This window comes from Nonomuraea sp. NPDC050153, assembly GCF_044460125.1.
Taxonomy (GTDB): Bacteria; Actinomycetota; Actinomycetes; order Streptosporangiales; family Streptosporangiaceae; genus Nonomuraea.
The window spans coordinates 15,724-40,522 of sequence record NZ_JBITJQ010000002.1 but is presented as its reverse complement, the minus strand read 5'-3'; the positions used below and the strand labels follow the sequence as shown (position 1 = coordinate 40,522).

The window sequence follows — 24,799 nt, the reverse complement described above, 5'->3', positions numbered from 1 at the left end:
CCTCAGTAGTGCTGGTGCGACGGCGTGCGGACGCGCGCGGTCGTGTGCAGGTCGAGCCGGATGCGGCGGCCGGGCGGCAGCTCGACGAGAAGGCGCGGCCCGTCCACCGTCACCTCCCGCTCGGACTCGGTGATCGGGGGAGTGGTGTAGGCGCGCGGGTCACCGGGGTAGCCCTCCTCTCCCCGGGTGGCGACCGCGCGGTCGATGCGGTGCTCACCGAATGCGCCCGCCTGGAGCACGACCCTGCGGGTGTGGGTGAGGCCGAGATTGACCAGCTCGACGCGGGTGCCGTCGGGGCGTACCGAGTCGACCAGCGCGGCCACGTCCCGGGGCAGCCCCGGGCGGTGGCGGTCGGCGTCGAAGTAGGCCAGCCGGGTGGGCAGCAGCCCGCCGTTGTAGAGCACCTGCGGGGTGCCGGTGACGAGCTGCAGCAGCGCCTCGGTGAGCACCGGGTTGAGCCGCTGCCAGTGGTGGACGTGGATGGCGGACAGGTCCTCGTGGTCGGCGTCGATGAGCGCCATCCGGCGCTGCACCTGCCCGAGCGCGGTGGACAGCATGGCCTCGGGGAAGCCGGGGTTGGCGCCGCGCAGGAACTCCAGCCAGGGCGCCTCGTGCCCGGCCTCCTCCTTGTTCCTGAACGGGCGCACCGTGGCCCAGTCGTAGCCGGAGGCGGCTCTCAGCCGGTCGAGCCGCTCGGCGTCGTCCCTTCCGAGCGAGGCGTGCCAGAGCCAGACGGGCAGGCCGAGCTGCGGCGGCTGGAAGTCGAACCAGCCCCGGTCGTCGTGCCGGTTCGGCACCAGCATGGTCGGCTTGCCGGCCTCGTCGCCCAGCTCGGCCAGCCAGCGGTCGCTGGTGCTCATCTCCGTCTCGGTCACCCCGGCCTGGACGGCCTTGTCGTACACGATCTCCAGGGGGTCGCGGCCGATGGCGAGCGTGGCGGCGTCGCCGGTCAGCAGGTGGGCGTTGACGGCGGCGACCGCGGCGGCGGCGCCGACGCTGTAGAGGCCGTGCGGCCACTGCCAGCCGTAGGTGCCGCCGTACCAGCGGCCGCCGTGCAGCTCGCCGACCTCTCCGGACAGGCCCACGTTGTCGGGCAGGATCCCGCCGTTGGCCGCCGCCCGGCGCTCCCAGGCGGCGATGTAGCGCAGGGCCCAGTCGCGGTAGCGGTCGTCGCCGTCGTACAGCCAGGCGTTGACGGCCAGGCTGGTCGCGGCCAGGTTCACGGCCACGTCGCCGCGGCCGAGGCGCTCGCTCATGGCGGCGCCCATGCGGGCGGCGTTGCTCGGGTCGCCCAGGTCCTCCCACTCGGCGATGCCGGGCAGGTCGCGCAGCGGCAGGCCGTACGGCCGCATGCTGACCAGGTCTGTGTGGTAGGAGGCCCACTCCCACTGCAGGCCGTAGCGGGGGCCGCCGGCGCCGTTGTGCGGGGCGCGGATGATGTCGTGCTCGGCGTCGTAGTTGGCCGAGCCGGGCAGGTAGAGGTCGGCGAAGCGGCAGGCGCGCTCGCGGAAGCGCTCGTCGCGCGGGTCGGCGGCGCAGATGCCGTAGAACAGCAGCAGCGACTCGCCCTGGTGGAACCAGTCATAGCCGCGCTCGAACTCGTCCACCAGGTAGCCCAGCTCCGTGAGCTGCGTGGTCACGCCCTCCCAGTGGTGCTTGGAGGCGTCCAGCAGGTCGTCGGCGCCGCCCAGCTGGTAGAGCGTGGGCCAGTTGAAGAACGCCTCGTAGAAGTCGTCGGCGCCGTCCCGGTCGGCGGCCGGTCCGTGGTAGACGAGCCGCCCGTCGGGGCCGCAGTAGCGGCGGGCGAAGGCCCGCCAGGCCTCGTCGAGGGCGTCGAACAGCCTGCGTTCGAGCACCGCCCAGGCCGGTGGCACGCCGAGCGGGACGGTTGCCGTGACAGAGGGACCGTCCGCGGGTCCCGGGGATACTGTCCGCATCTTCACCCTTTCGTTGCTCCGGCGGTCAGGCCGCTGATGATGTGCCGTTGCATGAAGACGAAGAAGACCAGCAGCGGCGCGATGGCCAGCAGCAGCGTCGGGAAGACCACCGTGTAGTCGGTGGAGTACTGGCTGACGGCCGCGTAGACGCCGGTGGTCACGGTGTAGAGGCCGCTGCCGGGGCCCAGGATGATCTGCGGGTTCACGAAGTCGTTCCACACCGAGAAGGTGTTGAGGATGACCATCGTGGCGACCGCGGGCCTCATCAGCGGGAAGACGATCTGCCAGAACGTACGCAGCCTGCCCGCCCCGTCCACGGCCGCGGCCTGGTCGAGCACGGCCGGGACGGTGGCGATGTAGCCGGCGTACAGGAAGATCGAGAACGGTAGCGTCAACACGGTCTCGAACAGCACGAACCCCCGGATGGTGCCCATCAGGCCGAGGGTCTTGAGCACGTACACGACGGGGATGACCAGCACCTGGCCCGGGATGAACGTCCCGGCCAGGAAGAACAGCATCAGCACCCGGAAGCGGCGCTTCGGGCTGCGCGCGATCACGTAGGCGGCGGGCGCGGCCAGGACCACCGACAGCACGTTGACCGCCACCACGAACAGCAGCGTGACCGCGTACCCCTTGACCACGTTGAACTGCGGGTTCGTCAGCGCCCTGCCCAGGGGCTCCAATGTGAGGGTCCCCAGGCCGAACGGGTCGGCCAGGATGTCCTGCTGGCCCTTGAACGCGTTGACGGTCAGCACGTACAGGGGGATGAGCATGAAGGCGACGGTCGCCCAGAGGAAGATCCTTCTCACTGGTGCACCGCCAGCTCGCCGCGCCTGCGCAACCTGGTCACCACGAACGCCAGCGCCCCCGTCACCAGCATGAGCAGCACCGACTGCGCGGAGCCGAAGCCGAGGCGGGCGTCGTGGAAGGAGTTCCACAGGATGAGGTAGGCGACGGTCTGCGTCTGCCCGGCCGGGCCGCCCGCCGTCAGCGACACCACCAGGTCGTACGTCTTGAGCAGCGTCACCAGTGACAGCACGATGTTGACGGTCACGGACGGGCCGAGCGCCGGGAGCGTCACGTTCCTGAACACCTGCCAGCGCGTCGCGCCGTCGATGCGCGCCGCCTCGATGAGGGAGTGCGGCACGGCCTGCAGCCCGGCCAGGTAGAGCACCACGTTGACCCCGAACCCGGCCCACACCAGCACCCCGATCATGGTGACCGTGGCCCAGGCCGGATCCGACAGGAACGGCAGCACCTCGCCGCCCCACTTCGTCACCAGGTTGTTGACCGCGCCGTTCGTGCCGAGGATCGCCGACCAGAGGAAGCCGACCACCAGGGCGCTGAGCACGTGCGGATAGAACAGGACGATCCGGAAGAACGTGTTCGCCTTCGAGGCGCCGTTCACCAGGAGGGCGAAGCCGAGGCCGAGCAGGTTGAGCCCGGCCGTGCCCGCGGCGGCGACCAGCAGGGTGACGAGGGCGGCGCGGCGCAGCTCCGGATCGTCGAGGAGGTCGAGGTAGTTGGCGGCGCCGACGAAGGCCGGATCGGCGCTGAAGCCGTCCCAGTCGGTGAGGCTCAGGTAGAGCGCCAGGCCGACCGGGACGATCAGCATCACGGTGTAGAGGACGGTGGCGGGGGCGACCATGATCGTGGTGGCCCACCCGTCGCCGCGCCTTCTCTTCTGGAGGACGGGGGTTTCTGGGATGACTGCGGGTGCTTCCCGGGTGAGCGTCATTTGCGGCCGGCCAGCCAGCGGTCCACGCCCTCGGCCACTTCCTTGGGCGACTTGCCCACGTACAGGCCCTGGACCTCGGTGTTCCAGGCGGCGTTGAAGCCCTTGGGAAGGGTCGCGTCGCCGTACCCCTCGCCCTGCGGGACGCCGGAGGGGGCGCTGTCGAGGATCTGCTGGACCTGCTTCTCCAGCGGGGTGAACTCGCGCTCCACGCCGGCGCGGAAGTTGCCGTCCTGCTTGAGCTGGCTCTTGACCGCCGCCTGGTCGCTGACGAGCCACTGCACCAGCTTGAGCGCGGCGTCCTTGTTCGGGGTGGACTTGAGGATCATGTACGGGGCCGCCATCGTGGCGCCCTGCGGGCCGGGGTACGCCTGGCCCTTGTCGACCGGGGCGGGGAAGACGCCGACCTCGAAGTCCTTCTTGGACTTGGCCTCGGCGGCGGTGAACCAGCTGCCCATCACGTACATGGCGGCCTTGCCGGACAGGAACGAGGTCTCGGCGTCGGCGTACTTCGTGCCCAGGGCGTTCTTGTCGACGTACCCCTTGTCGATCCAGGTGCGGTAGCGCTCCAGGTAGGGCAGCAGCGACTCGCCGGCCTTGAGCTTGCCCGCCTTGACGTCCTGCTGCCAGGTGGGGTGGAGCTGGGCGCGCGACGGGCCGGAGAACTGCAGCAGCTGCAGCCCGGTCAGGAACTCGCCGCCGGTCTGCAGCGGCAGCCACCCGGCCGCCTTGAGCTTGCCCATCGCGGCGTCGAACTCGTCGAGCGTGGTCGGCGGCCGGTCGATCCCGGCCTTGTCGAACGCGCTCTTGTTGTAGAAGACCAGCGACTGCGCCTGCACGCCGACGCCGACCGTGTAGATCCTGCCGCCCAGGCTCGCCTCCTTGGCCAGTGGCGTGTCCTTCGTCCACGGCTGGTCGGTGAGGTCGAGCATCTGCTTGGAGAGCGTCTCGTCCGCCGTCAGCGTCTCGACCACGTCGGGCGCGTTCCCCGCGGCGAGCTGCTGCGGCAGCGTGTCGGCCACGCCCTTGCCGGTCGGCGCCTCGACCTTGACGTCGATGCCGGGATTGGCCTGCTCGAACGGCTTGACCAGGCCGTCCCAGTACGCCTGGGTGAGGTTGGGGGTGATGTTGACCAGCATCCGGACGGTGATCTGGCCGCTCTCGCCCTGCTTGGCCTGCGAATCGCCGGCGAAGCCGCCCCCGCCGCAGCCGGTGAGCAGGAGTAGGCAACCGAGGGCTGTGGGGGCGAGGAATGGATGGGGGGAACGCATCGCACCTCCAAGGGGGCGAGATCTGCGACGCCTTTTAATGGGTCGATACTCGATTAGCGATTATTTAATACGTTGGTCACATACCCTCGTCAAGGGGATATGTGGTGCTACAAATAAGTTTCCAGCGGATGACTGAGTCATAAATACGTTAAGGTGGGGCCGTGGCTGGACGCGATGACGACAAGCGGCTGGTGCTGGGCGAGGAGGAGCGCACCGCCCTGCGCGAGTGGGCCGAAGGGGCCTCCGGAGGGCTGGGGCTGCGCAGCCGGATCGTGCTCGCCTGCGCGGACGGGCTGCCTCGCAAGGAGATCGCCGTCCGGCTCGACGTGAGCCCGGCGACGGTGGCCAAGTGGCGGGCCCGTTTCGTGGAGCGCGGGCTCGACGGGCTGGCGGACGCGCCGCGGCCCGGCCGCCCGCGCAGCGCGGAGCGGCAGGAGGCCGAGCGGGTGATCGCCGCCGCGGCCGACGGCCCCGCCGTGCCCTCGACCCGTACGATGGCGCGGCAGCTCGGGCTGTCGCAGTCGACGGTGGCCCGGATCTGGCAGGAGCAGCAGATCGCGCCGCCCGCCGCCCGGTTGCTGCCCAGGGAGCTCCTGTCCGACCGCGTCTACGCGCTGCTGCGGGGGTGGATCGTCTCGGGGGAGCTGGTGGCGGGGCAGCGGCTGGTGGAGGCGGAGATCGCCCGCCGGGTCGGCACCAGCCAGGCCCCGGCGCGTGAGGCGATCAAGCGGTTGGCGCACGAGGGGCTGGTCATCTCCTATCCCAACCGGGGGAGCTATGTCGCGGAGATCTCGGACGAGCAGGCCCGGGAAGTTCGCGACATCAGGGTGCTGCTGGAGGAGTATGCCGCACGGGGCGCCGCCGTCCGTATCCAGGCCGACACCCTGCGGGAGCTCTCGGCCGACGTGCTGGCCATGCGGCAGGCGGCCCAGGACGGGGACATCGGCGCCTTCCGCGACGCCGACCTGGCCTTCCACCGGCGGGTCTGCGCGGCGTGCGGCAACTCGTTCCTGCTGCGGCTGTGGCGGACCATCGAGTCGAACCTGTGGAGCCTGCACGTGGTGGGCAACCCGCTGTACGACGGGGACTGGACGGCGATGGCGGGCCACCACGACGACCTGGTGGCGGCCCTGGCGGCGGGCGACCCGGACGAGGCCGCCCGCCTCTTCGCCGCCCACGCCCGCGGCGAAGCCTCCCGCACCCGCCCCCGCACCCCACTGGGCCCCGCGGGGGTGGTGCTCAGGCTGACGGAGTGACGTCGTAGGCGCCTCCTCGACGGGTGTCGAAGACGACGACGTTCGGCTCGGGGCGGGAGACCGTGACCGGGCGCCCATGGGACGTCACCGTGACCGGTGCGGCCGTCCGGAGGGTGAGCTTGCGACCCAGGTCCGAGCGGATGCGCCCCCGGGACAGCCCGCCCGCGCTCCACGACAGGTCCACCTCGAAGCCGCCCCGTGCCCGGAAGCCCCGGATCGACCCCGTCGGCCAGGCGGCGGGCAGGGCGGGCAGCAGGTGCACCTGGTCGCCGTGGCTCTGCAGCAGCATCTCCGTGATCCCCGACGTCCCGCCGAAGTTGCCGTCGATCTGGAACGGCGGATGCAGGTCGAACATGTTCGGCGCCGTACGGGCAGGCAGCAGCAGGTTCGACAGCCGCTTGTAGGCCTCGGGCGCGTCCAGCAGCCGCGCCCAGAAGTTGATCTTCCAGGCGAGCGACCACCCCGCCCCCGCCTCGCCCCGCAGCTCCAGGGTGCGCCGGGCGGCGGCGGCCAGGTCGGGCGACAGGCGGGGGTCGATCTGGTGACCGGGGAACAGGCCCCACAGGTGCGAGATGTGGCGGCTGCGGGAGAGCGCGGCGTCCCCCCGGTAGTCCTCCTGCCACTCCTGGATCTGCCCCAGGTGGCCGACCTGGTTCGGGACGAGCCGCGAGCGGGCCTCGGCGGCCTTGGCGCGCATCTCCGCCTCGACCCCCAGGATCTCCGACGCCTCCGAGAAGGCCCCGAACAGGTCCCGCAGGATCTGCATGTCCATCGTGGGTCCGGCGCAGATGCTGACGTTCTCCCCGCCGTCCTCGTGGTGACCGACCTCCGGCGAGTGCGACGGGTTCGTCACCAGGTAGCCGCTCCTGGGATCGGTCTGCAGCGTGTCCAGGAAGAACTCCACCGACCCCTTGATCAGCGGGAAGTGCTCGCGCAGGCGCCGCTCGTCCCCCGTGTAGAGGTAGTGCTCCCAGAGCATCAGGCACAGCCACGCCCCGCCGCTGGGCCACACGCCGTAGAACGCGAAGTCCACTGGCGCCGTCCCGCGCCAGCCGTCGGTGTTGTGGTGCGCCACCCAGCCCTTCGCGCCGTACTGCGTCGCGGCCGTCCTCGCCCCCGTCTCGGCCAGATCCTTGATCAGGTCGAACAGCGGGTCCATGCACTCGATCAGGTTCGCGGGCGCGGCCGGCCAGTAGTTCATCTCGCAGTTGATGTTGATCGTGTACTTCGACTCCCACGCGGGCGTGAGCGAGTCGTTCCAGATGCCCTGCAGGTTGGCGGCGTAGCCGGGCGAGCGGGAGCTGGAGATCAGCAGGTAGCGGCCGAACTGGTAGTACAGAGCGGCCAGCCCGGGGTCGGTGTCGAGCTGCTTGCGCGCGATCCGCTGGTCGGTGGGGAGCGCGGCGGCCTCCGAGGTGCCCAGGTCGATCTCGAGCCGCCCGAAGAGGCGCTGGTGGTCCCGTACGTGCTTGCGCTTCAGCACCTCGTACGGCTGCCCGCACGCCCGCGTGAGATGCCTGCCCGCCACCTCGGCCGGGTCGCCGCCGACGTCCTTGTAGCTGCGGTAGCTGGAGCCCATGGAGATCAGCAGCGTGACCTCGTCCGCCCCCTCGACGATCAGCGTGCCGCCGTCCGTGCGGACCGCGCCGCCCCGGGCCTGCGCCCTGGCCAGGGCGCGGAAGCGGACCTCGCCCTTCAGGCCCTGCGTGTCGGTGCTGACCCCGTCCAGGGCGATCGAGTCGCGGCCGGCGGCGGCGGAGGAGGACGCCTGCGGGCTGGTGAAGGCCGCCTGGAACGTCACCGCGCCGGGCTGGTCGGCCGTGTGACGTACGACGAGGACCTGGTCGGGGTTGCTGGCGAAGACCTCGCGCGTGTGGCGCACGCCGTCCCGCACGTACGTGACCGTGGTGACGGCCCTGGTCAGGTCCAGCTCGCGGCGGTACTCCGTGAACTCGGCCGCGCCCGGGAACGTCAGCGTGAGGTCGCCCAGCACCTGGTACGCCGCCTGCTCGCTGGGCTTGCCGAGGAACTTCTTGTCCGCCAGGTTCTGGGCGGCCTGCCACTTGTCCTCCCAGACCAGCCGCCTGATCTCGGGCAGCGCGGCCAGGGCCTCGGGATTGTCGTAGTCGTGCGGCCCGCCGGCCCAGATGCTGTCCTCGTTGAGCTGCAGGCGCTCGGTGGCCACGCCGCCGAACACCATGGCCCCGAGCCGCCCGCACCCGACCGGCAGCGCCTCCAACCAGGCCGCCGCCGGGCGGTCGTACCAGAGCACGAGCGGGCCGGCAGCCGTGGAGGCGTGCGCGGGAGTTGTCACGAGCAGGGATCCGGCCGCGGCGCCTAAGCCGGTCTTGAGCACGCCTCGTCGTGTGTAGCCGTCGTTGGACACCGTCACTCCTGTTCCAGAACACGGTGGAGGGGGCGCATGGATGCGTACGACCTGTCCGGCTCAGCAGCCGCTCACAGGGACGCCACAAGCGCGGTGAACGTAGGATGTATCTCTACGCTACAACGTCATCCGATGTCCATACCTCCCCCAGATCTAGCCGAAAGATGGGAGCTCTGCTAGGTTGCCGATCATGGAGCAGCTCGGGCGCAGCGGCGTCGGCGTTTCCCGGATCGGCCTCGGCACCGCGCCCCTGGCCGGGCTGTACACCGCGGTCGGCGACGAGCAGGCCGCCGCCACGCTCGAAGCCGCCTGGTCCGCGGGCGTCCGCTACTTCGACGCGGCTCCCCGCTACGGCTCCGGGCTGGCCGAGCGCAGGCTGGGCCGGTTCCTGGCGGGCGTCGACCGGTCCGAGGCGACGGTGAGCACCAAGGTGGGCGCGCTGCTCGACCCCGCCAGGCGCGACTACACCGTGGAGGGCGTCTACGCCTCGCTCGCCGCCAGCCTTGAGCGCTCCGGGCTCGACGCGTTCGACATCCTGCTCATCCACGACCCCGACGACCACTGGGAGGAGGCCGTGCGGCACGCCTACCCGGCGCTCGCGCGGCTGCGCGAGCAGGGCGGGGTGCGGGCCGTCGGAGTCGGCATGACGCAGGCCGAGATGCTGGTCAAGTTCGTGCGGGAGACGGATGTCGACTGCGTGATGGTGGCCGGCCGCTACAGCCTGCTCGACCGCACGGCGGCCGACGAGCTGCTCCCGCTGTGCGCGGAGCGCGGCACCGGGGTGCTGGTGGCGGGGGTGTTCAACGGCGGCATCCTGGCCGACCCGGGGCCCGGCGCGTACTACGACTACGCCCCGGCGCCCGAGCCCGTGCTGAAGCGGGCGCGCGGCCTGGCCGAGCGCTGCGCCGCGTACGACGTGCCGCTCGCGGCGGCCGCGCTCCAGTTCCCCTTGCGGCACCCGGCCGTGACCGGCATCGTGGTCGGCGCCCGCAGCCCCGAGGAGGTGGCCGAGGACCTCACCCTGGCCGCCACCCCGATTCCCGAAGCTCTCTGGACCGAGTTGGACTGAGCCATGACCCGCGCCATGAACCGCATCGACGCCCACCACCACGTCTGGGACCTCGCCGCCCGCCCGCACGGCTGGCTCGACTCCGACCCGATGGCGCCCGTCCGGCGCACGTTCACCCTCGACGACCTCGCCGGGCCCGCCGCGGCGGCCGGGGTGACCGCGACCGTGCTGGTGCAGGTGCTGCCCGACCTGGCGGAGACGCGCGAGTTCCTGTCGCTGGCCGCGAAGTCCGACCTGGTCGCGGGCGTCGTGGGCTGGATCGACCTGACCGCGCCCGACGCCGCCGGCACCCTGGCGGGCCTGCCGGCCGGGCTGGTGGGCGTCCGGCACGGCGTCCAGTCCGAGCCGGACCCCGGCTGGCTCACCCGGCCCGACGTGCGGCGCGGGCTCGCCGCGGTGGCCGCAGCCGGGCTGGCGTACGACCTGCTCACGCTGCCGCACCAGCTCCCCGCCGCCATCGACACCGTGACGGCCATGCCCGAGCTCACGTTCGTGCTCGACCACCTGTCCAAGCCGCCGATCGCCACCGGCGAGCTGGAGCCGTGGCGGACCCGGATCCTGGAGCTGGCCGCCCGCCCGAACGTCTACTGCAAGCTGTCCGGCATGGTCACCGAGGCCGACTGGACGTCCTGGCAGGTGGCCGACCTGCGGCCGTACGCCGAGACCGTCCTGGAGGCGTTCGGGCCCGAGCGGGTGATGTTCGGCTCCGACTGGCCGGTCTGCCTGCTCGCGGCCGGGTACGACCAGGTCGCACAGGCCGCGGACGACCTGTGCGCCGGGTTGTCGGAGGGCGAGCGGGCCGAGGTCTTCGCCGGCACCGCCCGCCGCGCGTATCGACTCCGCTAGGAGACCCACTAGGAGACGCGGAAGGTCGTGCGGTACGTCCGCGACTCCTGCGGGCCCAGCCAGATCATGCTGCCGTCCTCCCGCGCCGCCGCGTCGCCCGACACGTGGTGGGTGGACGGCTCCAGGCCGACCGCGTAGTTGCCCGAGCGCAGGTTCAGCCACTCGAAGAAGTACGGGAACTCCTCCGCCCGCCACTCCACGGTGACCTTCATCCCCAGCCGGTCGTTGGCCACCGCCACCCGGTGCAGCCCGTCCGCGCCGGGGTTGAGCGCGTGCTCGTACACCTGCTCCACGAACCCCGGCGCCGGCCCCGGGAAGGTGACGTGGTCGGCCTTCTGCTCGGCCACGCTGTCGCTCTGCCAGAGCGTCTCGCGGATGTCGGCCTCCAGCCTGGCGCCCTCGTCGAGCAGCGGCCAGCCCAGGTTGATGTGGTACAGGAACATGTGCGGCGCCGGCTCGAACCCGGCGTTGGTGACGGTGTCGACGAGCCGGATCTCGTCGCCGCCCAGGTCGGCCTCGACGCGGCGGACCAGGCGCAGGTTCTCGGCGAACACCGCGGCCTGGCGCACCTCGCCCTCGGCCCACAGCACGCAGCGGTCGCCGTCCCAGCGCTCGCCGTACCCGGTGAGCCGGGCCGGGAGGTTGCCGGCGCGGCCGTGCAGCCCGTGCCGCACCGACTGCCGGGGCGGGTAGCGGTAGGTGTCGGCGGGCACGTCGCCCCCGAACAGCGTGTGGTCCAGCCCGGCGGTGACGATGAGCCCGGAGAACGAGCGCAGCCAGGACAGCCCGTCCTCGTCGGCGTTCTCGTGCAGCCCGGGGTGGCGGAAGCCGGTGGGGGAGCGCCAGCCGAACGAGCGCCCGGCGTGCTCGGCGTGCCCGATGTCCATGCACCTGTCCACCAGCACGTCGAACGCCAGCCCCGAGCCGGTGCGGAACTCCAGCGTCCTGATGCCCCGCTCGACCCCGTCCCCGAGCGTCACCAGCCGGACCCCGCCGGCCGCGCTCAGGTCCCCGGTCAGCTCGGCCAGCCGCCTGCGGTCCGGCGTCATGCCATCACCCACCCTCCGTTGACTTCGATGGTCTGGCCCGTGACGAACGACGCGTCCGGGCCCGCGAGGAACGACACCACGGCCGCCAGCTCGTCGGGCGTGCCGCGCCGCTGGAGCGACTGCCGCTCCAGGACGAACCGGTTGTACGCCTCGGGGTCCTCGTGGATCTCCTCGGCCGCCGTCGGGAACGCGCCGGGCGAGACGCAGTTGACCCGGATCTCGCGCGGGCCCAGCTCGCGCGCCAGCGCCCTGGTCAGCGCCGCCGCCGCGCCCTTGGTGGCCACGTACGCGGCCAGGTCGGACCAGCCGCCGTGCATGGTGATCGAGGCGATGTTGACGATCGCGCCGCCCGAGGTCATCTGCCTGGCCGCGTGCTGGGCCGCCAGCCAGTAGGCCCGCTGGTTGACCGCGTGCACGTCCTCGTACTCGGCCAGCGGCACCTCCAGGAACGGCCTGGCCGGATAGACGGCCGCGTTGTTGACGAGGATGCCGACCGGGCCGAGCCGCGCCGCCGTCTCGGCGAACGCCGACTCGATCGCGGCCGGGTCGCGCAGGTCCGTCTTGAGGTTGAGCGCGCCTTCGAGGGAGCCGGCGTCGAGGTCGAGCGCCGCCACCTGGTGGCCGTCGGCCGCCAGCCGGCGGACGATCGCCCTGCCGAGCGCCCCGGCGGCGCCTGTCACGAGCGCGGTGGTCATCTCCGCCTCCATTCCTTGTGCAGATCCCTGAGCAGGTCGCGAGGCCGGGCGCGGGCCAGCAGCCCGTCGCGGACCAGCGCGGACGACCTCTCCTGCAGGGCGATGTAGCCGGAGAAGCGCGGCCTGATCCAGGCGGCCTCCAAGGTGGCGAGCGTGGGGTCGCCCTGCCAGGCGGCGCGGGCCGCGGGCTGCCCGCCGGTGGCCGGGAACAGCCTCGTCTGCACGGGCTCCGACACCAGGCGGCGCAGGTGGGCGCGGACGGCCTCGCGGATCGATCCGATGCGCCGCCTGGAGACCACGAGCCCGGTGCCGCCGAGCACGCTCCCGGGCGGCTCGCCCGGCCAGGCGGGGGCGTCCGAGAAGGTCAGAGGGTAGGTCACGTAGCCGTACAGCAGAGGGCAGCAGTCCACCCCGCCGGCCGTCATGGTGTCGAGCACGCCGATCGGGTTGAGCAGCGACACGTCGCGATCGGACCGCGCGAGCAGCTCCGACATGAGCTCCAGCGCCCGCGCCCCGGCCGCCTCGTCGAGGAAGTCACCCGAGCACAGCGCGCAGAACATGAGGAACGCGTGCGGCCCGCCCAGGCACAGCGCCATCCGCGCGTCCCGCGCGAACTCCGCCATCTCCGGCCACGTCCTCGGGACCTCGACGCCGGGCCCGGCCGCGCTCACCTGGGTGGCCGCGTCGAGCGGCAGCGCCCACTGGCGGCCCTCCAGGTGGTAGCTCTCGTGGCTCCTGCCGACGAACCGCGTCCGCACCGGCTCGTCGAACAGCTCGTCCATCGGCACCAGCGCGTCCATGGCCGCGCCCAGCCCGGGATGGTCGATCACCAGCACGTCGTACGTCTCGCACAGCTTCGCGATCGGCTCCGACTCGAACCCCTCCAGGGGCTGCCGGTCCCACTCGATCGGCTCCGGCACGTCCCCGTAAGGGTTGCCCCCGGCCAGGTCGAGCCGCGTCAGCTCGTCCAGCGGCGCGTACCCCCGGGGATGGTCCCAGGTCAGTCCTCGCATGCCAGCACGCCCTCCGCCACCAGCTCGGCTGTGCGCTCCGGCGGGTAGCCGAGCTCCGCCAGCAGCTCCCTCGTGTGCTCGCCGACCAGCGGCGCGCCCCGGCGCACCCGCGGCGGGGTGGCGCTGAAGCCGTAGGGGAAGCCGGGCGTGGTGACCGTGCCCTCGGTGCGGTGCTCGTAGGTGACGAACGAGCCGTTGTGCCTGACCTGCGGGTCCGCCACCAGCTCCGCGTACCCGTACACCGGGCCCGCCCACAGGTCGTGGCGGGCGCAGATCTCCAGCCACTCGGCCGTCGTCCGGTCCGGCAGCCGCCCGGCGACCAGCGCGGTGATCTCGTCGCGCCTGGTGTGGCCGTCGGCGTCGCCGTCCATGCCCGCCAGCTCCGGCAGGTCGAGGGCCACCGCGAGCGCGTCCAGCCTGGGCATGCCGAGCGCGAGATAGCCGTCCTTGGTGGCGAACACCCCGTACGGCGCGCGGATGTAGGTGTGTCCGTGCGGCTCGTGCCCGCGCCGCTGCGGCACTCCGCCGACCGTGAAGATCGACAGCTCCTGCATCTGCACGGCGACGGCCGCGTCGAGCATGTTGACGCTCACCCGCTGGCCCTCGCCGGTCCGCTCGCGGTGCAGCAGCGCGGCCAGCGCGCCCTCGAAGGCGCTGTAGGCGGTGATGGCGTCGACCGCGTAGGTGCCCGCGGGCGCGGGTGGGTCGCCGTCGCGGCCGGTGCTCAGCATGGCGCCGCTCATGGCCTGCAGGAGCAGGTCCTGGCCGGGTCTCGACACGTACGGGCCGCTCTCGCCGTACCCGGACATGGAGACGTACACGATGCCGGGGTTGATGCCGCGGATCGTCTCGTAGTCCATGCCCAGCCGCTCGGCCACGCCGGCGCGGTAGTTCTGCAGGAACACGTCGGCCGTCGCGGCGAGCCTGTGCACGATGGCGCGGCCCTCGTCGGACTTGAGGTTGACGGCGAGGCTGCGCTTGTTGCGGTTGAGGGACAGGAACGAGGCGTTGACCTGGTTGCCCGTCGCCCCTCCCGCCGGGGCGTGCCGCTGCCACTCGCCGGTCACCGGCTCCACCTTGACCACGTCCGCGCCCAGGTCGCCCAGCCGCATGGCGGCCAGCGGGCCCGCCATCGCGATGGACAGGTCGACCACGCGGTAGCCGTCCAGGACGCCCATCAGCGCCCCTCGAAGACGGGTTCGCGGCGCTCGGCGAAGGCGGCCCTGCCCTCGGCCGCGTCCTCGGTGGCGAAGCAGACGGTCTGCAGGTCGCGCTCGTACTGGATGGCCTGGTCGAGCGGCATCGAGTAGGCCGCCTTGAGGTTGGCCTTGGCGGTCTGCGCGGCGATCGGCGGGCGCCCGGCGATCGTCGCGGCCAGTTCGAGCGCCGCCGGCACCAGCTTCTCCTGCGGGAACACGTCGGTGACCAGCCCCCAGCTCCGCGCGCGGGCGGCGTCGATCGGGTCGCCGGTGAGCAGCATCGTGGCGGCGTTGCCGGGCCCGACGGAGTGGGCCAGCAGGGCCGACTGGCCGCTGCCGCCGATCCAGCCGAGCTTGATCTCCGGCGCGGCGAACGTGGCCGTCTCCGAGGCCAGGCGGATGTCGCAGGCCAGGGCCAGCTCCAGGCCGCCGCCGTAGGCGTAGCCGTTGACGGCCGCGACGATCGGCTTGCGCAGGGCGCGGACCGCGTCGCCGTAGTCGCCGCGGTTGCGGAACTCCCACGGCGTGGCGTACTCGTCCAGCTCGCGGATGTCGCTGCCGACGCAGAACGAGCGCTCGCCCGCGCCCGTGAGCACCGCGACCCGGATGGCGGGGTCGGCGTCCACCCGGCCCAGGCAGGCGCGCAGCGCGGCGGCCATGTCGGGGGTGATCGCGTTGAGCTTGGCGGGTCTGTTGAGGGTGACGACGGCCACGGGGCCGTCCACGTCGATGAGGACGTCCAAGGTTGGCTCTTTCTGGTTCTTAGCAGCAGAGGCGGATGTGCTGCTCGGCGTCGGCGCGGGCGACCTCGACCACCTCGCGCATGGCCTCCTCGGCCTTGCGGTGGTGCCGTCGCCTGATCGCCAGCGCCACGCGCTCGTGGCCGGGCAGCGTTTCCTTGTTGTGCGCGACCGAACGGGTGTGCACCTGCCGTACGGAGCGCAGGGCGATGCTGATCATGTCGTAGATGTAGAGCAGCAGGTCGTTGTCCGCCGCGGCGAACACCGCCTTGTGGAAGGCCAGGTCGGCCTCGATGAAGGGTTCGGGGTCGTCGGCCGTGGCGTACAGCGCGGCCACGGCCTCGTCGATGCGCTGGACCGCGACCGCGTCCGCCCGCTCGGCCGCCACCCTGGCGGCGCCGGGCTCCAGGGCGACGCGCAGGTCGGCCAGCATCTGGATGTCGCCGGGGCGTGGCTCGGGCTCGAACCGCCAGCTCAGGACGTCGGGGTCGAGCAGGTTCCAGGAGCCGCGCGGGCGCACTCGGGTGCCCGCGCTCCGCCTGGTCTCCAGCAGGCCCTTGCCGGCCAGGACCTTCACGCCCTCCCGGACCGCGGAGCGGCCGACGCCCAGCTCGCCCACCAGGTCTTCCTCGATGGGGATGGACGTGCCGGGAGCGAGCTCGCCCGTGACGATGCGGGGGCCGAGGGCCTGGACCACCTGGGCGTGCCTGTCCCGTTTGGGATCGATTGCCACGCTCCGGACGCTACCGCTCTCGCCCGATTTTTCATAGCATTTCATCCGATGAAGATGACATTTCATCGGATGAAGTGAGGCTCATGACGAAGAGGCTGGGACTGATCCACACCTCCGCGACCCTGGTCGACGTGTTCGCCAAGCTGTGCGCCGAACACCTGCCGGGAGTCGAGACCTTCAACATCGTCGACGACAGCCTGATCAAGAACACCATCGCCGCCGGCCACCTCACCCCCCAGACCGCCCGGCGCGTGGCGGGCCACATCGGCTCCGCGGAGGCGGCCGGAGCCGACCACATCCTCGTGACGTGCTCGTCGATCGGCGCCGCCGTGGAGGCCGCCGAGCCGCTGACGGGCGTGCCGGTGACCAGGGTGGACCGCCCGATGGCCGACCGCGCCGTGGCCCTCGGCCGCCGGATCGGCGTGCTCGCCACCCTGTCCACCACCCTCGACCCCACCGCCGACCTGGTACGCCGCCGCGCCGCCGCCCTGGGCCGGGAGGTCTCGCTGACGGCCAGGGTGTGCGAGGGGGCGTTCGAGGCCCTGATGGGCGGGGACGCCGCCACGCACGACGCGCGGGTGGCCGCGGCGCTGACCGCGCTGGGCGGGGAGGTGGACGTGATCGTGCTGGCCCAGGCGTCGATGGCCCGCGTGGCCGGAACGGCCGAGGCCCCGGTCCCGATCCTGGCCAGCCCGCCGCTCGCGATGGAGCACCTGGCGGGCGTGCTGTGAGCGAGCGGATCGTCGCCACGTACCGGGTGCTCACCCGCCTCCCGCTGGAGCAGGCGGTGAGCGCGGTCGCGGGGGAGCAGAGCACGGGCACTTTCGTCAGCGTGCGCGGCGAGACCGACGAGCTGCGCGCCCGCCACGGCGCCGTGGTGCTGTCCATCGCGGAGACCCCGCTTCCCGTCTCCGAGCCGCTGCCGGGGGCGATCGGGGACGGGCCTCTCACGGCGGGCCTGGTCAAGATCGGTTTTCCGCTGGAGAACACGGGCCCCTCGCTCACGAACCTGCTCCCCGTGGTCGCGGGCAACCTCTACGAGCTGCGCGAGCTGGCCGGGCTCAAGCTGGTGGACCTGGAGCTGCCCGCGGCCTTCGGGGAGGCGTACCTGCCGGCGGGGTTCGCCGTCGAGGGCACCCGGCGGCTGGTCGGCCGCCCCGAAGGGGTGCTGATCGGCACCATCGTCAAGCCGAACGTCGGGCTGCGCCCCGCCGACTACGTGGACCTGGTGCGCGAGCTCGGCCTGGCCGGCGCCGACTTCATCAAGGACGACGAGGTCAACGCCGACTGCCCGCCCGCCCCGCTCCCCGAGCGGATCCGCGCGGTGACGGCCGCCCTCGACGAGGTGGAGCGGCGGACCGGGCGGCGGCCGATGTACGCGTTCAACATCAGCGACGAGCCCGACCGGATGCTGCGCAACCACGACCTGGTGGTGGCCGCCGGGGGCACCTGCGTGATGGCCAACCTCAACATCGTCGGCCTCCCGGCCGTCGCCATGCTGCGCCGGCACGCCCAGGTGCCGATCCACGGCCATGTCACCGGCATCGGGGCGCTGGCCCGCCATCCGGGGCTCGGGATCGGGCACGTGGCCTACCAGAAGCTGGCCCGGCTGGCGGGGGTCGACCAGCTGCACTGCGGCGGGTTCCACAGCAAGTTCTACGTGACCGACGACGAGGTGGCCTCGACGGTGGCGGCGGTCCGGGAGCCGCTGCTCGGCGGCTTCCCCTGCCTGCCCGTGCTGTCGTCCGCCCAGTGGGCCGGCACCGCCCCCGTCGCCCTGGACCGTACGGGGACCGCCGACCTGCTCGTACTGGCCGGGGGCGGCGTGCTCGGCCATCCGGACGGTCCGGCCGCGGGGATCACGAGCATCCGCCAGGCCTGGGCGGCCTCCGTGGCGGGGGTGCCGCTGGACGAGGTGGACGAGCCGGAGTTGCGCGCGGCGCTGAAGCACTTCGGCGGGGTGATCCGCAAGTGACGCGGGCTTGTGGGCGGCCACGACGGGGCCGGTCCGGGGTGGTGCGGCGGGCTTGCGCGCGGCGGGGACGGGGCCGGTCCGGGGCGGTGCGGTCGTGACGCTGTTCGCCTTCGTCGCGGACGACTTCACGGGGGCGACCGACGCGTTGTGGCAGTTCAGGCGGTTCGGGCTGACCGGCTCCCTGGTCACCGACGCGGCCCGCCTGCACGAGGCCGACGACGCGTACGACGTCATCGGCGTCGCCACCACCGCCCGGGCGGCCGCGGACCCGGTGCCGGTGGTGCTGCCCGTCCTCAAGGCCATGGCGGCGCTGAGGCCGCTGGTCATCCAGTACAAGGTCTGCTCGACGTTCGACTCCTCGCCCGCGCACGGGAGCATCGGGGCGGTCATCGCGGCCCTCCACCGGGACGGGCTGGCGCGGGGCCCGGTCCCGGTGCTCGCCGCCCAGCCGGAGCTGGGGCGTTACACCTGGTTCGCGAACCATTTCGTACGCTCGGGCGCCGAGGTCCACCGGCTCGACCGCTACCCGCCCATGCGCGACCACCCGATCACCCCTGCCTCGGAGGCCGACCTCCGGATCCGCCTGGCCGAGCAGGGCGCGGGACCTATCGGCTGGTTGCCCGCGTCGCCCCCGCCGTCGGAGGAGACGTACCGGGCGCTGGGGGAGAACGCCGCCTTCGTGGCGGATGCCCACACCGAGGATCACGTCCGAACCCTCGGCCGCCTGCTGGTCGCCGACGCGAGGAGCCGGGGCGGTCCGCTGTACTGCGTCGGCTCCGGCGGCCTGAGCTACGCCCTCGCCTTCGCCCACGTGGCGGCGGCCGGTGCGGGGAAGCGGCAAGAGATCGAGCCGCTCGGCCCCGCAGCCCCGGTGCTGGTCGTGTCGGGCAGTCGCTCTCCGATCACCGCCCGCCAGATCGACACGGCCGAGCGCGCGGGCTGGCGCGTGCTGGACGCCTCCGCCGGCCTTCGCGGCGGGGGTGCGGCCGCTGGGTCGGGTGGCTCCTTCGCCGGGCTGCTCGCCGAGGTGGCGGAGAGCCTGGGGGAGGGGCGGCACACGATCGTCCAGTCCACCCGGGGCCCGGCCCGGGACCCCGCGATCATCGGTGACCTCCTCGGGCGGGTCGCCTCCGTAGCCGTCCGGGCCGGGCTGGTCGGGCGGCTGGTGGTGGCGGGTGGTGACACCTCGGGCCAGGTCGTGGCCGCCCTCGGCGCCCGCTCCCTGGACGTGGTCGCCGCGCTGGCGCCTGGCGCCCCGGTATGCGTGCTGACCTCGGACGACCCCGCATGCGACGGGCTCGAAGTGGCGCTGAAGGGCGGCCAGGTCGGCGGCGACGACTACTTTTTGGCCGTCGCACGCTGAAGGGGGCGCTTGCCGCGAAGATCCGCTCGAGATCGGGCGGTGTACGACCCACGGAGTACGGACCGTGCCCCTGGCGCACGCCCGCGGGCGCAGCCGGAAACGCCCCTCGCGCCTGACGCACCGAGCCCCCCGCACAGGGCAACGTTGACTCGCAAGGGAACGGCTGCGATCGGTGAGGGAGTGGAAGTCATGATGTATCCGGATCTGCAGGGCAAGGTAGCGCTGGTCACCGGCGGCTCCGGGGGGATCGGGCGGGAGACCGCCCGGGTGCTGGCCGAGCAGGGCATGCGGGTCGTGGTCAACGGGCGCGACCCCGGCGCCATCGAGGCCGCCGTGAAGAGCATCGGCGGCGGGGCGCTCGGCGTGGCCGCCGACACCACCGACTTCGCCGCCGTCGAGGAGATGCGGGTGGAGGTCGAACGCAGGCTCGGACCCGTCGACGTGCTGGCGATCTTCGCGGGTGGCGGGGCCGGGATGCCGCGGCCGATCGACCAGACGAGCGAGGAGGACTGGCACGCCACCATGCACGCCAACCTCACCTCGACGTTCCTGGTCATCAAGGGTTTCCTGCCGCGCATGAGGGAGCGGCGCAGCGGCTCCATCATCACGATGTCGTCGCTGGCGGCCCGCACCCCGACCTCCGCCTCCGTGGCGTACACGGCGGCCAAGGCCGGGATCATCGCGATGACCAAGCAACTGGCGTCCGAGCTCGGCCCCACCGGCATCCGGGTCAACTCGGTCGCCCCTTCGACGATCATGACGGACCGGCTGGAGGAGCGCATGCCGCAGGAGTTCAAGGAGCGCATGCTGGCCGAGCACCCGCTCGGGCGGCTCGGCACCCCGCTCGACGTCGCGAACGTGACCGCCTTCCTCGCCTCCGACGTCTCCTCATGGCTGACCGGGCTCACCATCGACGTCGCGGGCGGCAAGTGGATGCCCTGACGGGCCCGGCTCTCACACCGGGGGTTGTGCGGACAGGATGGCGGTGAGCGCGGCGAGCAGTTCCGCGGTGGGGTCCGCGGCCGGTCCCGTGCTTCGCCAGGCCACGAACCCGTCCGGCCGCACCAGCACCGCGCCCCCCGGCCCGATGCCGTGCCGGGCCGCCGCGTCGGCCGCGGGCATCCCGGCTGTGGCCAGGTCGGCCCCCAACCGCCGGGCGGTCACCGGCGACGGCATCTTGCCTGCCGCCGTCACCCAGTCCTGGCCGTCGTGGCCGGTCAGCAGGACGAAGCCGGCGCCGTACAGGTCGATGGTGGATCGCTCGCCGGCTCCGGCGAGCGGGAGGTGCGGCGCCCTCGTGCCGGGCTCGCCGCACAGGCCGGAGACCTCCACCGGCCCGGCCGGCTCGCTCGCGCCGCCGATCACCGCCGTCGACCGGTACCGGTGTCCCATCATCACGGTCGAGCGGTCCACCGGCCGCTCGTCGTGGGCGGGGCCGTCCCCGGCGGCCAGGCGGGACCGGTACCGCGTGAGCGCCTGCCGCAGGGCGAACTCGGCGACCGGGCGGCGTTCGTCCTGGTACGTGTCGAGCAGCGGCTCCCCGGCGTGACCACGTACGACGGCGGCCAGCTTCCAGGCCAGGTTGTGCGCGTCCTCCACGCCCACGACGCCGCCGAACCCCCCGGTCGGCGGCATCAGGTGCGCCGCGTCGCCGATCAGGAACACGCGCCCCTTCCGGTAGGCGGTCGCCACGGCCGCGCCGACCTCGAACCGCAGGACGGTCCTGGTGGTGCCGGGTATCTGCGGCCGGAGCGCCACCCGCGCCGCCGGCAGGCCGGCCGCGGCACGCACCAGTTCGATGCATTCGTCCTCATCCGGCGCGGCGCCGTCCGGATCGTCCGTGGTGCCGAAGACCCAGCGCTGACCGGTCCGGTCCAGCGCCATAAGGTACGTCCGCTGCCGGGGACGTTCGAGGAAGGCCATGTGCACGGTACGGCCGGCCAGCGCCGGACGCAGGTCGGCGTCGACCATGAGCGTCAGCAGGCGGAAGAAGTCGACCGGCCCGTCCATCGGGATGCCGAGCCCGCTCCGGACCGAGCTGCGCCCGCCGTCGGCCGCGACGAGATACCGGGCCAGGAGCCGGTGCTCGGCGCCGTCGAGATCGCGCAGGCGCGCCTCCACCCCGCCCTCATGCTGGGAGACATCGAGCAGTTCGGTGCCGAACCGGATCCGGGCGCCGAGCTCCCGCGCGCGGGTCCGCAGCAGGTCCTCGACCCGGTTCTGGTCGATGGGCGTGCCCGCGCAGGGGCTGAAGGCGGCGGTCCGCGCGGTGTCGTCCTGCTGATCCACGGGGAGATGCCGAGCGTCGGCCAGCGTTTCCGCGCGGACGGCCACGTATTCGGCCGCACCGGCGAAGTCCACCCGGTTCTCCTGGATTCTGGATTCCAGTCCGACCTGCCGGTAGATCTCCATGAGGCGGGGGACCAGGCTGCGTTGCCTGGGATGGCTCAGCAGGTCGGGGTGGCGCTCCACGAGAGTGCACCGCACGCCGTGGCGGGCCAGGAACAGGGCGCAGGACAACCCGGTCAGGCCGGCCCCGACGACCAGCACCTCGGTGTCGTGGGACCGCGGCATCGGATGACTCCCGTTCGTGTCGGCGTTTGGGTGCCAGGCCGTGGCCTGATCGCGCAGGATCAGGCCACGGTGTGAACTGTCAGTACCAGTACCGCATGGTGCACCTCCTTGATTCGCCGCTGCCGCCCGTCGAGGTCCGACGGACGGATTTCGAGGCCGGAACGGCAGGCCCCGAGGCCAGAGCGGTCAGCTGTCGTGCCGGGCGATCAGCGTTCCCATGTCGTCGAGCGGGGTCATCTCGTCGGTGACGGCCGAGCCGCCCACGGCGGTCAGGCCGGCCGCGCGCAGGTCGGCGAGCACGTCGGCGGGCCGGTGGAGGTGGTAGTCGCATTCCACGGTCTCGGTGGCCACCAGCACGTCGCGGTGGTAGGTGCGGTAGACGCGCCGCACCCACGCCAGGTCCTGCCCGAGCGGCCGGACGGCCGACGACAGGGTGTAGCGGCACTCTCCCTGGCGCGCGCTGCGCATCTCACGCTCGGGATGATCGGGTACGGCCTCGTCGGTCAGCATGTCCATGGCCAGCACGCCATCCGGCGCGAGGTGCTCGGCCAGGCCGGAGAAGAGCGGCAGGCGCGCCCGCGGCGGCACGTCCTGCAGCACGGCGGCCAGGTAGACGTAGTCGAAGCGCCGGCCGAGCCGGAAGCCCGGCGCGGCGCCGTCGAGCACGGTCACCCGGTGCCGCAGGTCCGGCTGCCCGGCCAGCTTGGTCATGAGCACCGTACGCATCCCTGGGGAGGGCTCCAGGCAGTGCACGCTCGCCGCGCGTCCGGCCACCGCCAGGGTCATCCGGCCGGTGCCCGGCCCGATCTCCAGCGCGTGCCCGCCGGGCGGGGCCAGGCCGGCGAAGAAGGAGACCAGCGCCGCCGAGCGCGGGCCCACGTGCAGGTCGTCCCAATGAGCCGCCACCGCTCCGTACGGGTCGGCGGCGGACGAAACGGCGAGTGCCACTTCCTGTCCCCTCTGATGCTTGCTCACCGTGGCGGGATGACCCCGGCCTGCTCGGCGCGGCGCAGATACTCGTCGGTGGTGTTCGCCACGGGGAAGGGCAGATCCGGCACGTCGACCCCCAGCGCGGCGCAGAGCGGCTCCCAGCCACGCGACGGCTCGAACTCGATGAGCCGGCCGGGCGGCACGGCCTGGCGAACCTCGTCCAGATGGGCGCGGTAAACGCCCATGGCGTGATCGCGATCCCCGAATCGCCCGGAGAACGTCCCCCGCCAGACGATCTTCTCGATGACCAGGTCCCGCACGGTCTCTTCGGCTTCCGCGGGCCTGGTGCGGTACAGGGTGCGGCTCATGCTGGCGTACCACGAGGCCGGATCCCGCACGATCAGCAGAACCTTCGCCTCGGGAAAGGCGGCGGCGAGCTCTCGCCAGTAAAATGCCGCCGGCCAGGCAATTGTCGTGGCGAAACCGTTGAGCAGCCTTTTCCAGTCGGGATTTCCGCCGTCGGCGACCCGCAGCCATTCCTGCGCGTGCGCGGGGCTGGCGAAAAGCTCCCTCATGTAATGGCAGGGGCCGAATCCCAAAGTCTCCAACGCCAATCGGACCGAAGAGGTCCCGGTACGCCCGAACGAGGCTCCGACGACCTTCAGCATGCACACCTCCTTCACCGAAGGGCGACCTCGAAACGCTCTATGCTGCGGGCCGTCAGGTTCGGGAAATACGTCGGCGCGCCGCGCGCCCTGATGCCGGGATATCGCTCGGCGATGACGCGGAGCACCACCCGGGTGAAGATGGCGGTAAAGGGTGAGCCGAGGCAGGACTTCGGGCCCCGGCCGAAGCCGAGATGCGGATTGGGATGCCGGTCCAGCAACGCCGTGTCCGGGTCGGGGAAGCGCGCGGGGTCCCGGTTCGCCGCGCCCAGGAGCAGCGTGACCGCCTGCCCCGCGCGCACCGGGCTGCCGCCGACCTCGGTGTCGTGCACGCACGCGCGGGCGACCGCCTGGATCGGGGAGGCGTAGCGGACCATCTCGTCCACCGCGCGGGCGGTGTCGGCCTCGCGGAACCGCTCCAGCCCGGCGGCCCGCTGGTGGAGCAGGGCGACCGCCACCAGCCCGAGCAGCTTGCTGCCGGAGCTGTAGCCGCTGAACAGCAGCCCGCGCACCGTGTTGGCGACGATGTCCGGGGCCACGCCGCCGCCGGCGGCCTGTTTCGCGATGACGCCGACGACGCCGGAGGGCGGCGGACGGTCGAGCCAGTCCTCGACCAGCACGGCCAGCTCCTCCTGCGCGGCCACCACGGCTCGCCCCCGCTCCGGCCACAGCCCGGCGTCCATCCCCGCGACGATGTCGCGGGCGATCCGGCAGGCCCAGGCCGGGTCCGGCATCGGCACGCCGAGATAGGCGGAGGTCGTCGACAGCGCCAGCGGTTCGGCGAATTCCGTGAGGAACTCGAACGACGGACGGCGCGCGAGGACGGCCAGCAGCTCGGTCGTGTGCTGCTCGATCATCCGTTCCAGGGCCTGGTGGTCCTGCGCGCGCAGCGCCTCCATGAACAACCGGCGGACCACGGTGTGCTCCGGCGGGTCCAGGGTCAGCATGTTGATGGCCCGCGGCGGCATCGTCTCGCCGACCCGGCGCCAGTCGGCCGCGAAGTTCGCGCTGTCCTTCAGCACGGCGACGCAATCGTCGTAACGAGTGAAAATCCAGGAGTCAAGTCGGTCGTAGAAAAACGCGGGCCGTTCCCGGCGGAGTTCTTCGTACCAGGGATAGGGGTCGAGAAGGAGTTGGGGAGAGGCGAGGACGATAATGGGGTCGTGGTCCACAATTTCTGCCAAGAGGCCCCTCTAACCGGCTGGCAGGCCTAATCAGACTCAAGCTCTCTAGAGAGATGATCCCTCGCAACCGGTTCGCTGTAAAGGCGTCAACTCGAGATAACACTGTGAATCCGCTCGGTGAGTAAACCGGTGCCCACGGTGATGCTCTGACGCTTTTCGCGTGCCGTTCCCGGGTGTAG

22 protein-coding genes are annotated in these 24,799 nt (G+C 72.3%); 7 read left to right on the top strand and 15 right to left on the bottom strand.

Annotated elements, in window-relative coordinates:
* Positions 1-2: 2 nt before the first annotated feature.
* From ACIBQ1_RS04560 to ACIBQ1_RS04545, 4 genes are read right to left on the bottom strand one after another with little or no spacing between them, the layout of a single operon-like run.
* Complete coding sequence (locus ACIBQ1_RS04560) at positions 3-1,937, bottom strand: hypothetical protein (RefSeq protein WP_397274595.1); 1,935 nt, start codon at positions 1,935-1,937, stop codon at positions 3-5.
* Positions 1,938-1,939: 2 nt separating this feature from the next.
* A complete protein-coding gene (locus ACIBQ1_RS04555) occupies positions 1,940-2,746 on the bottom strand; it encodes a carbohydrate ABC transporter permease (RefSeq protein ID WP_397274594.1) in 807 nt (268 codons plus the stop codon).
* Positions 2,743-3,675, bottom strand: coding sequence for a carbohydrate ABC transporter permease (locus tag ACIBQ1_RS04550; RefSeq protein ID WP_397274593.1), 933 nt, complete (start codon positions 3,673-3,675; stop codon positions 2,743-2,745). The genes ACIBQ1_RS04555 and ACIBQ1_RS04550 overlap by 4 nt, the downstream gene beginning before the upstream one ends.
* Positions 3,672-4,943: an ABC transporter substrate-binding protein gene (locus ACIBQ1_RS04545; protein WP_397274592.1), complete on the bottom strand. Its 1,272-nt coding sequence runs from the start codon at positions 4,941-4,943 to the stop codon at positions 3,672-3,674. Before ACIBQ1_RS04545 ends, ACIBQ1_RS04550 begins: the two co-directional genes overlap by 4 nt.
* 161 nt (positions 4,944-5,104) lie before the next feature.
* Between ACIBQ1_RS04545 and ACIBQ1_RS04540 the strand changes: the two genes are divergently transcribed.
* On the top strand, positions 5,105-6,199 hold the full coding sequence (locus tag ACIBQ1_RS04540) for an FCD domain-containing protein (RefSeq protein WP_397274591.1): 1,095 nt from the start codon (positions 5,105-5,107) through the stop codon (positions 6,197-6,199).
* On the opposite strand, the gene ACIBQ1_RS04535 is transcribed toward ACIBQ1_RS04540, so the two are convergent.
* Positions 6,183-8,585 (bottom strand): glycosyl hydrolase family 95 catalytic domain-containing protein, encoded by a 2,403-nt coding sequence (locus ACIBQ1_RS04535; RefSeq protein WP_397274590.1) that lies wholly within the window; start codon positions 8,583-8,585, stop codon positions 6,183-6,185. The genes ACIBQ1_RS04540 and ACIBQ1_RS04535 overlap by 17 nt on opposite strands.
* Before the next feature lie 190 nt (positions 8,586-8,775).
* On the opposite strand from ACIBQ1_RS04535, the gene ACIBQ1_RS04530 reads away from it, so the two are divergent.
* Both ACIBQ1_RS04530 and ACIBQ1_RS04525 read left to right on the top strand, forming a co-directional pair.
* On the top strand, positions 8,776-9,654 hold the full coding sequence (locus ACIBQ1_RS04530; RefSeq protein WP_397274589.1) for an aldo/keto reductase: 879 nt from the start codon (positions 8,776-8,778) through the stop codon (positions 9,652-9,654).
* A gap of 3 nt (positions 9,655-9,657) precedes the next feature.
* Positions 9,658-10,500 (top strand): amidohydrolase family protein, encoded by an 843-nt coding sequence (locus ACIBQ1_RS04525; protein WP_397274588.1) that lies wholly within the window; start codon positions 9,658-9,660, stop codon positions 10,498-10,500.
* 8 nt (positions 10,501-10,508) lie between these two features.
* Here ACIBQ1_RS04525 and ACIBQ1_RS04520 read toward each other — a convergent pair whose 3' ends face one another.
* From ACIBQ1_RS04520 to ACIBQ1_RS04495, 6 genes are read right to left on the bottom strand one after another with little or no spacing between them, the layout of a single operon-like run.
* Positions 10,509-11,549 carry an aldose 1-epimerase family protein gene (locus ACIBQ1_RS04520; RefSeq protein ID WP_397274587.1) on the bottom strand — a complete coding sequence of 347 codons (1,041 nt, stop codon included), beginning with the start codon at positions 11,547-11,549 and terminating at the stop codon, positions 10,509-10,511.
* Positions 11,546-12,244: an SDR family oxidoreductase gene (locus tag ACIBQ1_RS04515; protein ID WP_355387318.1), complete on the bottom strand. Its 699-nt coding sequence runs from the start codon at positions 12,242-12,244 to the stop codon at positions 11,546-11,548. The genes ACIBQ1_RS04520 and ACIBQ1_RS04515 overlap by 4 nt, the downstream gene beginning before the upstream one ends.
* Positions 12,241-13,257: a hypothetical protein gene (locus ACIBQ1_RS04510; RefSeq protein WP_397274586.1), complete on the bottom strand. Its 1,017-nt coding sequence runs from the start codon at positions 13,255-13,257 to the stop codon at positions 12,241-12,243. The genes ACIBQ1_RS04515 and ACIBQ1_RS04510 overlap by 4 nt, the downstream gene beginning before the upstream one ends.
* On the bottom strand, positions 13,245-14,435 hold the full coding sequence (locus tag ACIBQ1_RS04505) for a CaiB/BaiF CoA transferase family protein (protein ID WP_397274585.1): 1,191 nt from the start codon (positions 14,433-14,435) through the stop codon (positions 13,245-13,247). Before ACIBQ1_RS04505 ends, ACIBQ1_RS04510 begins: the two co-directional genes overlap by 13 nt.
* Positions 14,435-15,199, bottom strand: coding sequence for an enoyl-CoA hydratase/isomerase family protein (locus ACIBQ1_RS04500; RefSeq protein ID WP_397274584.1), 765 nt, complete (start codon positions 15,197-15,199; stop codon positions 14,435-14,437). The genes ACIBQ1_RS04505 and ACIBQ1_RS04500 overlap by 1 nt, the downstream gene beginning before the upstream one ends.
* A gap of 19 nt (positions 15,200-15,218) precedes the next feature.
* Positions 15,219-15,929 carry a FadR/GntR family transcriptional regulator gene (locus ACIBQ1_RS04495; RefSeq protein WP_397274583.1) on the bottom strand — a complete coding sequence of 237 codons (711 nt, stop codon included), beginning with the start codon at positions 15,927-15,929 and terminating at the stop codon, positions 15,219-15,221.
* 83 nt (positions 15,930-16,012) lie between these two features.
* On the opposite strand from ACIBQ1_RS04495, the gene ACIBQ1_RS04490 reads away from it, so the two are divergent.
* From ACIBQ1_RS04490 to ACIBQ1_RS04475, 4 genes are all read left to right on the top strand, one after another.
* Positions 16,013-16,660 carry an aspartate/glutamate racemase family protein gene (locus tag ACIBQ1_RS04490; RefSeq protein WP_397274582.1) on the top strand — a complete coding sequence of 216 codons (648 nt, stop codon included), beginning with the start codon at positions 16,013-16,015 and terminating at the stop codon, positions 16,658-16,660.
* Positions 16,657-17,904 carry a RuBisCO large subunit C-terminal-like domain-containing protein gene (locus tag ACIBQ1_RS04485; protein ID WP_397274581.1) on the top strand — a complete coding sequence of 416 codons (1,248 nt, stop codon included), beginning with the start codon at positions 16,657-16,659 and terminating at the stop codon, positions 17,902-17,904. The genes ACIBQ1_RS04490 and ACIBQ1_RS04485 overlap by 4 nt, the downstream gene beginning before the upstream one ends.
* A 94-nt stretch (positions 17,905-17,998) precedes the next feature.
* Entirely contained in the window at positions 17,999-19,267 is a 1,269-nt protein-coding gene (locus ACIBQ1_RS04480) for a four-carbon acid sugar kinase family protein (protein WP_397274580.1), read from the top strand.
* A 189-nt stretch (positions 19,268-19,456) separates the two neighbouring features.
* Positions 19,457-20,209 (top strand): SDR family NAD(P)-dependent oxidoreductase, encoded by a 753-nt coding sequence (locus ACIBQ1_RS04475; protein ID WP_397274579.1) that lies wholly within the window; start codon positions 19,457-19,459, stop codon positions 20,207-20,209.
* A 12-nt stretch (positions 20,210-20,221) separates the two neighbouring features.
* Here ACIBQ1_RS04475 and ACIBQ1_RS04470 read toward each other — a convergent pair whose 3' ends face one another.
* From ACIBQ1_RS04470 to ACIBQ1_RS04455, 4 genes are all read right to left on the bottom strand, one after another.
* The gene (locus ACIBQ1_RS04470; protein ID WP_397274578.1) at positions 20,222-21,841 is read right to left on the bottom strand and encodes an FAD-dependent oxidoreductase; all 1,620 of its coding nucleotides are present in this window, start codon (positions 21,839-21,841) and stop codon (positions 20,222-20,224) included.
* A 186-nt stretch (positions 21,842-22,027) separates the two neighbouring features.
* The gene (locus ACIBQ1_RS04465) at positions 22,028-22,789 is read right to left on the bottom strand and encodes a class I SAM-dependent methyltransferase (protein WP_397274577.1); all 762 of its coding nucleotides are present in this window, start codon (positions 22,787-22,789) and stop codon (positions 22,028-22,030) included.
* 23 nt (positions 22,790-22,812) lie between these two features.
* Positions 22,813-23,439, bottom strand: a complete 627-nt coding sequence (locus ACIBQ1_RS04460) for a sulfotransferase family protein (RefSeq protein ID WP_397274576.1) — start codon at positions 23,437-23,439, stop codon at positions 22,813-22,815.
* An 11-nt stretch (positions 23,440-23,450) separates the two neighbouring features.
* Positions 23,451-24,458 (bottom strand): cytochrome P450, encoded by a 1,008-nt coding sequence (locus ACIBQ1_RS04455; protein ID WP_397274575.1) that lies wholly within the window; start codon positions 24,456-24,458, stop codon positions 23,451-23,453.
* Between the last annotated feature and the right edge of the window lie 341 nt (positions 24,459-24,799).

Coding starts and splice junctions, on each gene's coding strand:
- ACIBQ1_RS04560 (WP_397274595.1), bottom strand. CDS start 1,937: ATGCGGACAGTATCCCCGGGACCCGCGGACGGTCCCTCTGTCACGGCA.
- ACIBQ1_RS04550 (WP_397274593.1), bottom strand. CDS start 3,675: ATGACGCTCACCCGGGAAGCACCCGCAGTCATCCCAGAAACCCCCGTC.
- ACIBQ1_RS04545 (WP_397274592.1), bottom strand. CDS start 4,943: ATGCGTTCCCCCCATCCATTCCTCGCCCCCACAGCCCTCGGTTGCCTA.
- ACIBQ1_RS04530 (WP_397274589.1), top strand. CDS start 8,776: ATGGAGCAGCTCGGGCGCAGCGGCGTCGGCGTTTCCCGGATCGGCCTC.
- ACIBQ1_RS04525 (WP_397274588.1), top strand. CDS start 9,658: ATGACCCGCGCCATGAACCGCATCGACGCCCACCACCACGTCTGGGAC.
- ACIBQ1_RS04520 (WP_397274587.1), bottom strand. CDS start 11,549: ATGACGCCGGACCGCAGGCGGCTGGCCGAGCTGACCGGGGACCTGAGC.
- ACIBQ1_RS04515 (WP_355387318.1), bottom strand. CDS start 12,244: ATGACCACCGCGCTCGTGACAGGCGCCGCCGGGGCGCTCGGCAGGGCG.
- ACIBQ1_RS04510 (WP_397274586.1), bottom strand. CDS start 13,257: ATGCGAGGACTGACCTGGGACCATCCCCGGGGGTACGCGCCGCTGGAC.
- ACIBQ1_RS04505 (WP_397274585.1), bottom strand. CDS start 14,435: ATGGGCGTCCTGGACGGCTACCGCGTGGTCGACCTGTCCATCGCGATG.
- ACIBQ1_RS04490 (WP_397274582.1), top strand. CDS start 16,013: ATGACGAAGAGGCTGGGACTGATCCACACCTCCGCGACCCTGGTCGAC.
- ACIBQ1_RS04475 (WP_397274579.1), top strand. CDS start 19,457: ATGATGTATCCGGATCTGCAGGGCAAGGTAGCGCTGGTCACCGGCGGC.
- ACIBQ1_RS04470 (WP_397274578.1), bottom strand. CDS start 21,841: ATGCCGCGGTCCCACGACACCGAGGTGCTGGTCGTCGGGGCCGGCCTG.
- ACIBQ1_RS04460 (WP_397274576.1), bottom strand. CDS start 23,439: ATGCTGAAGGTCGTCGGAGCCTCGTTCGGGCGTACCGGGACCTCTTCG.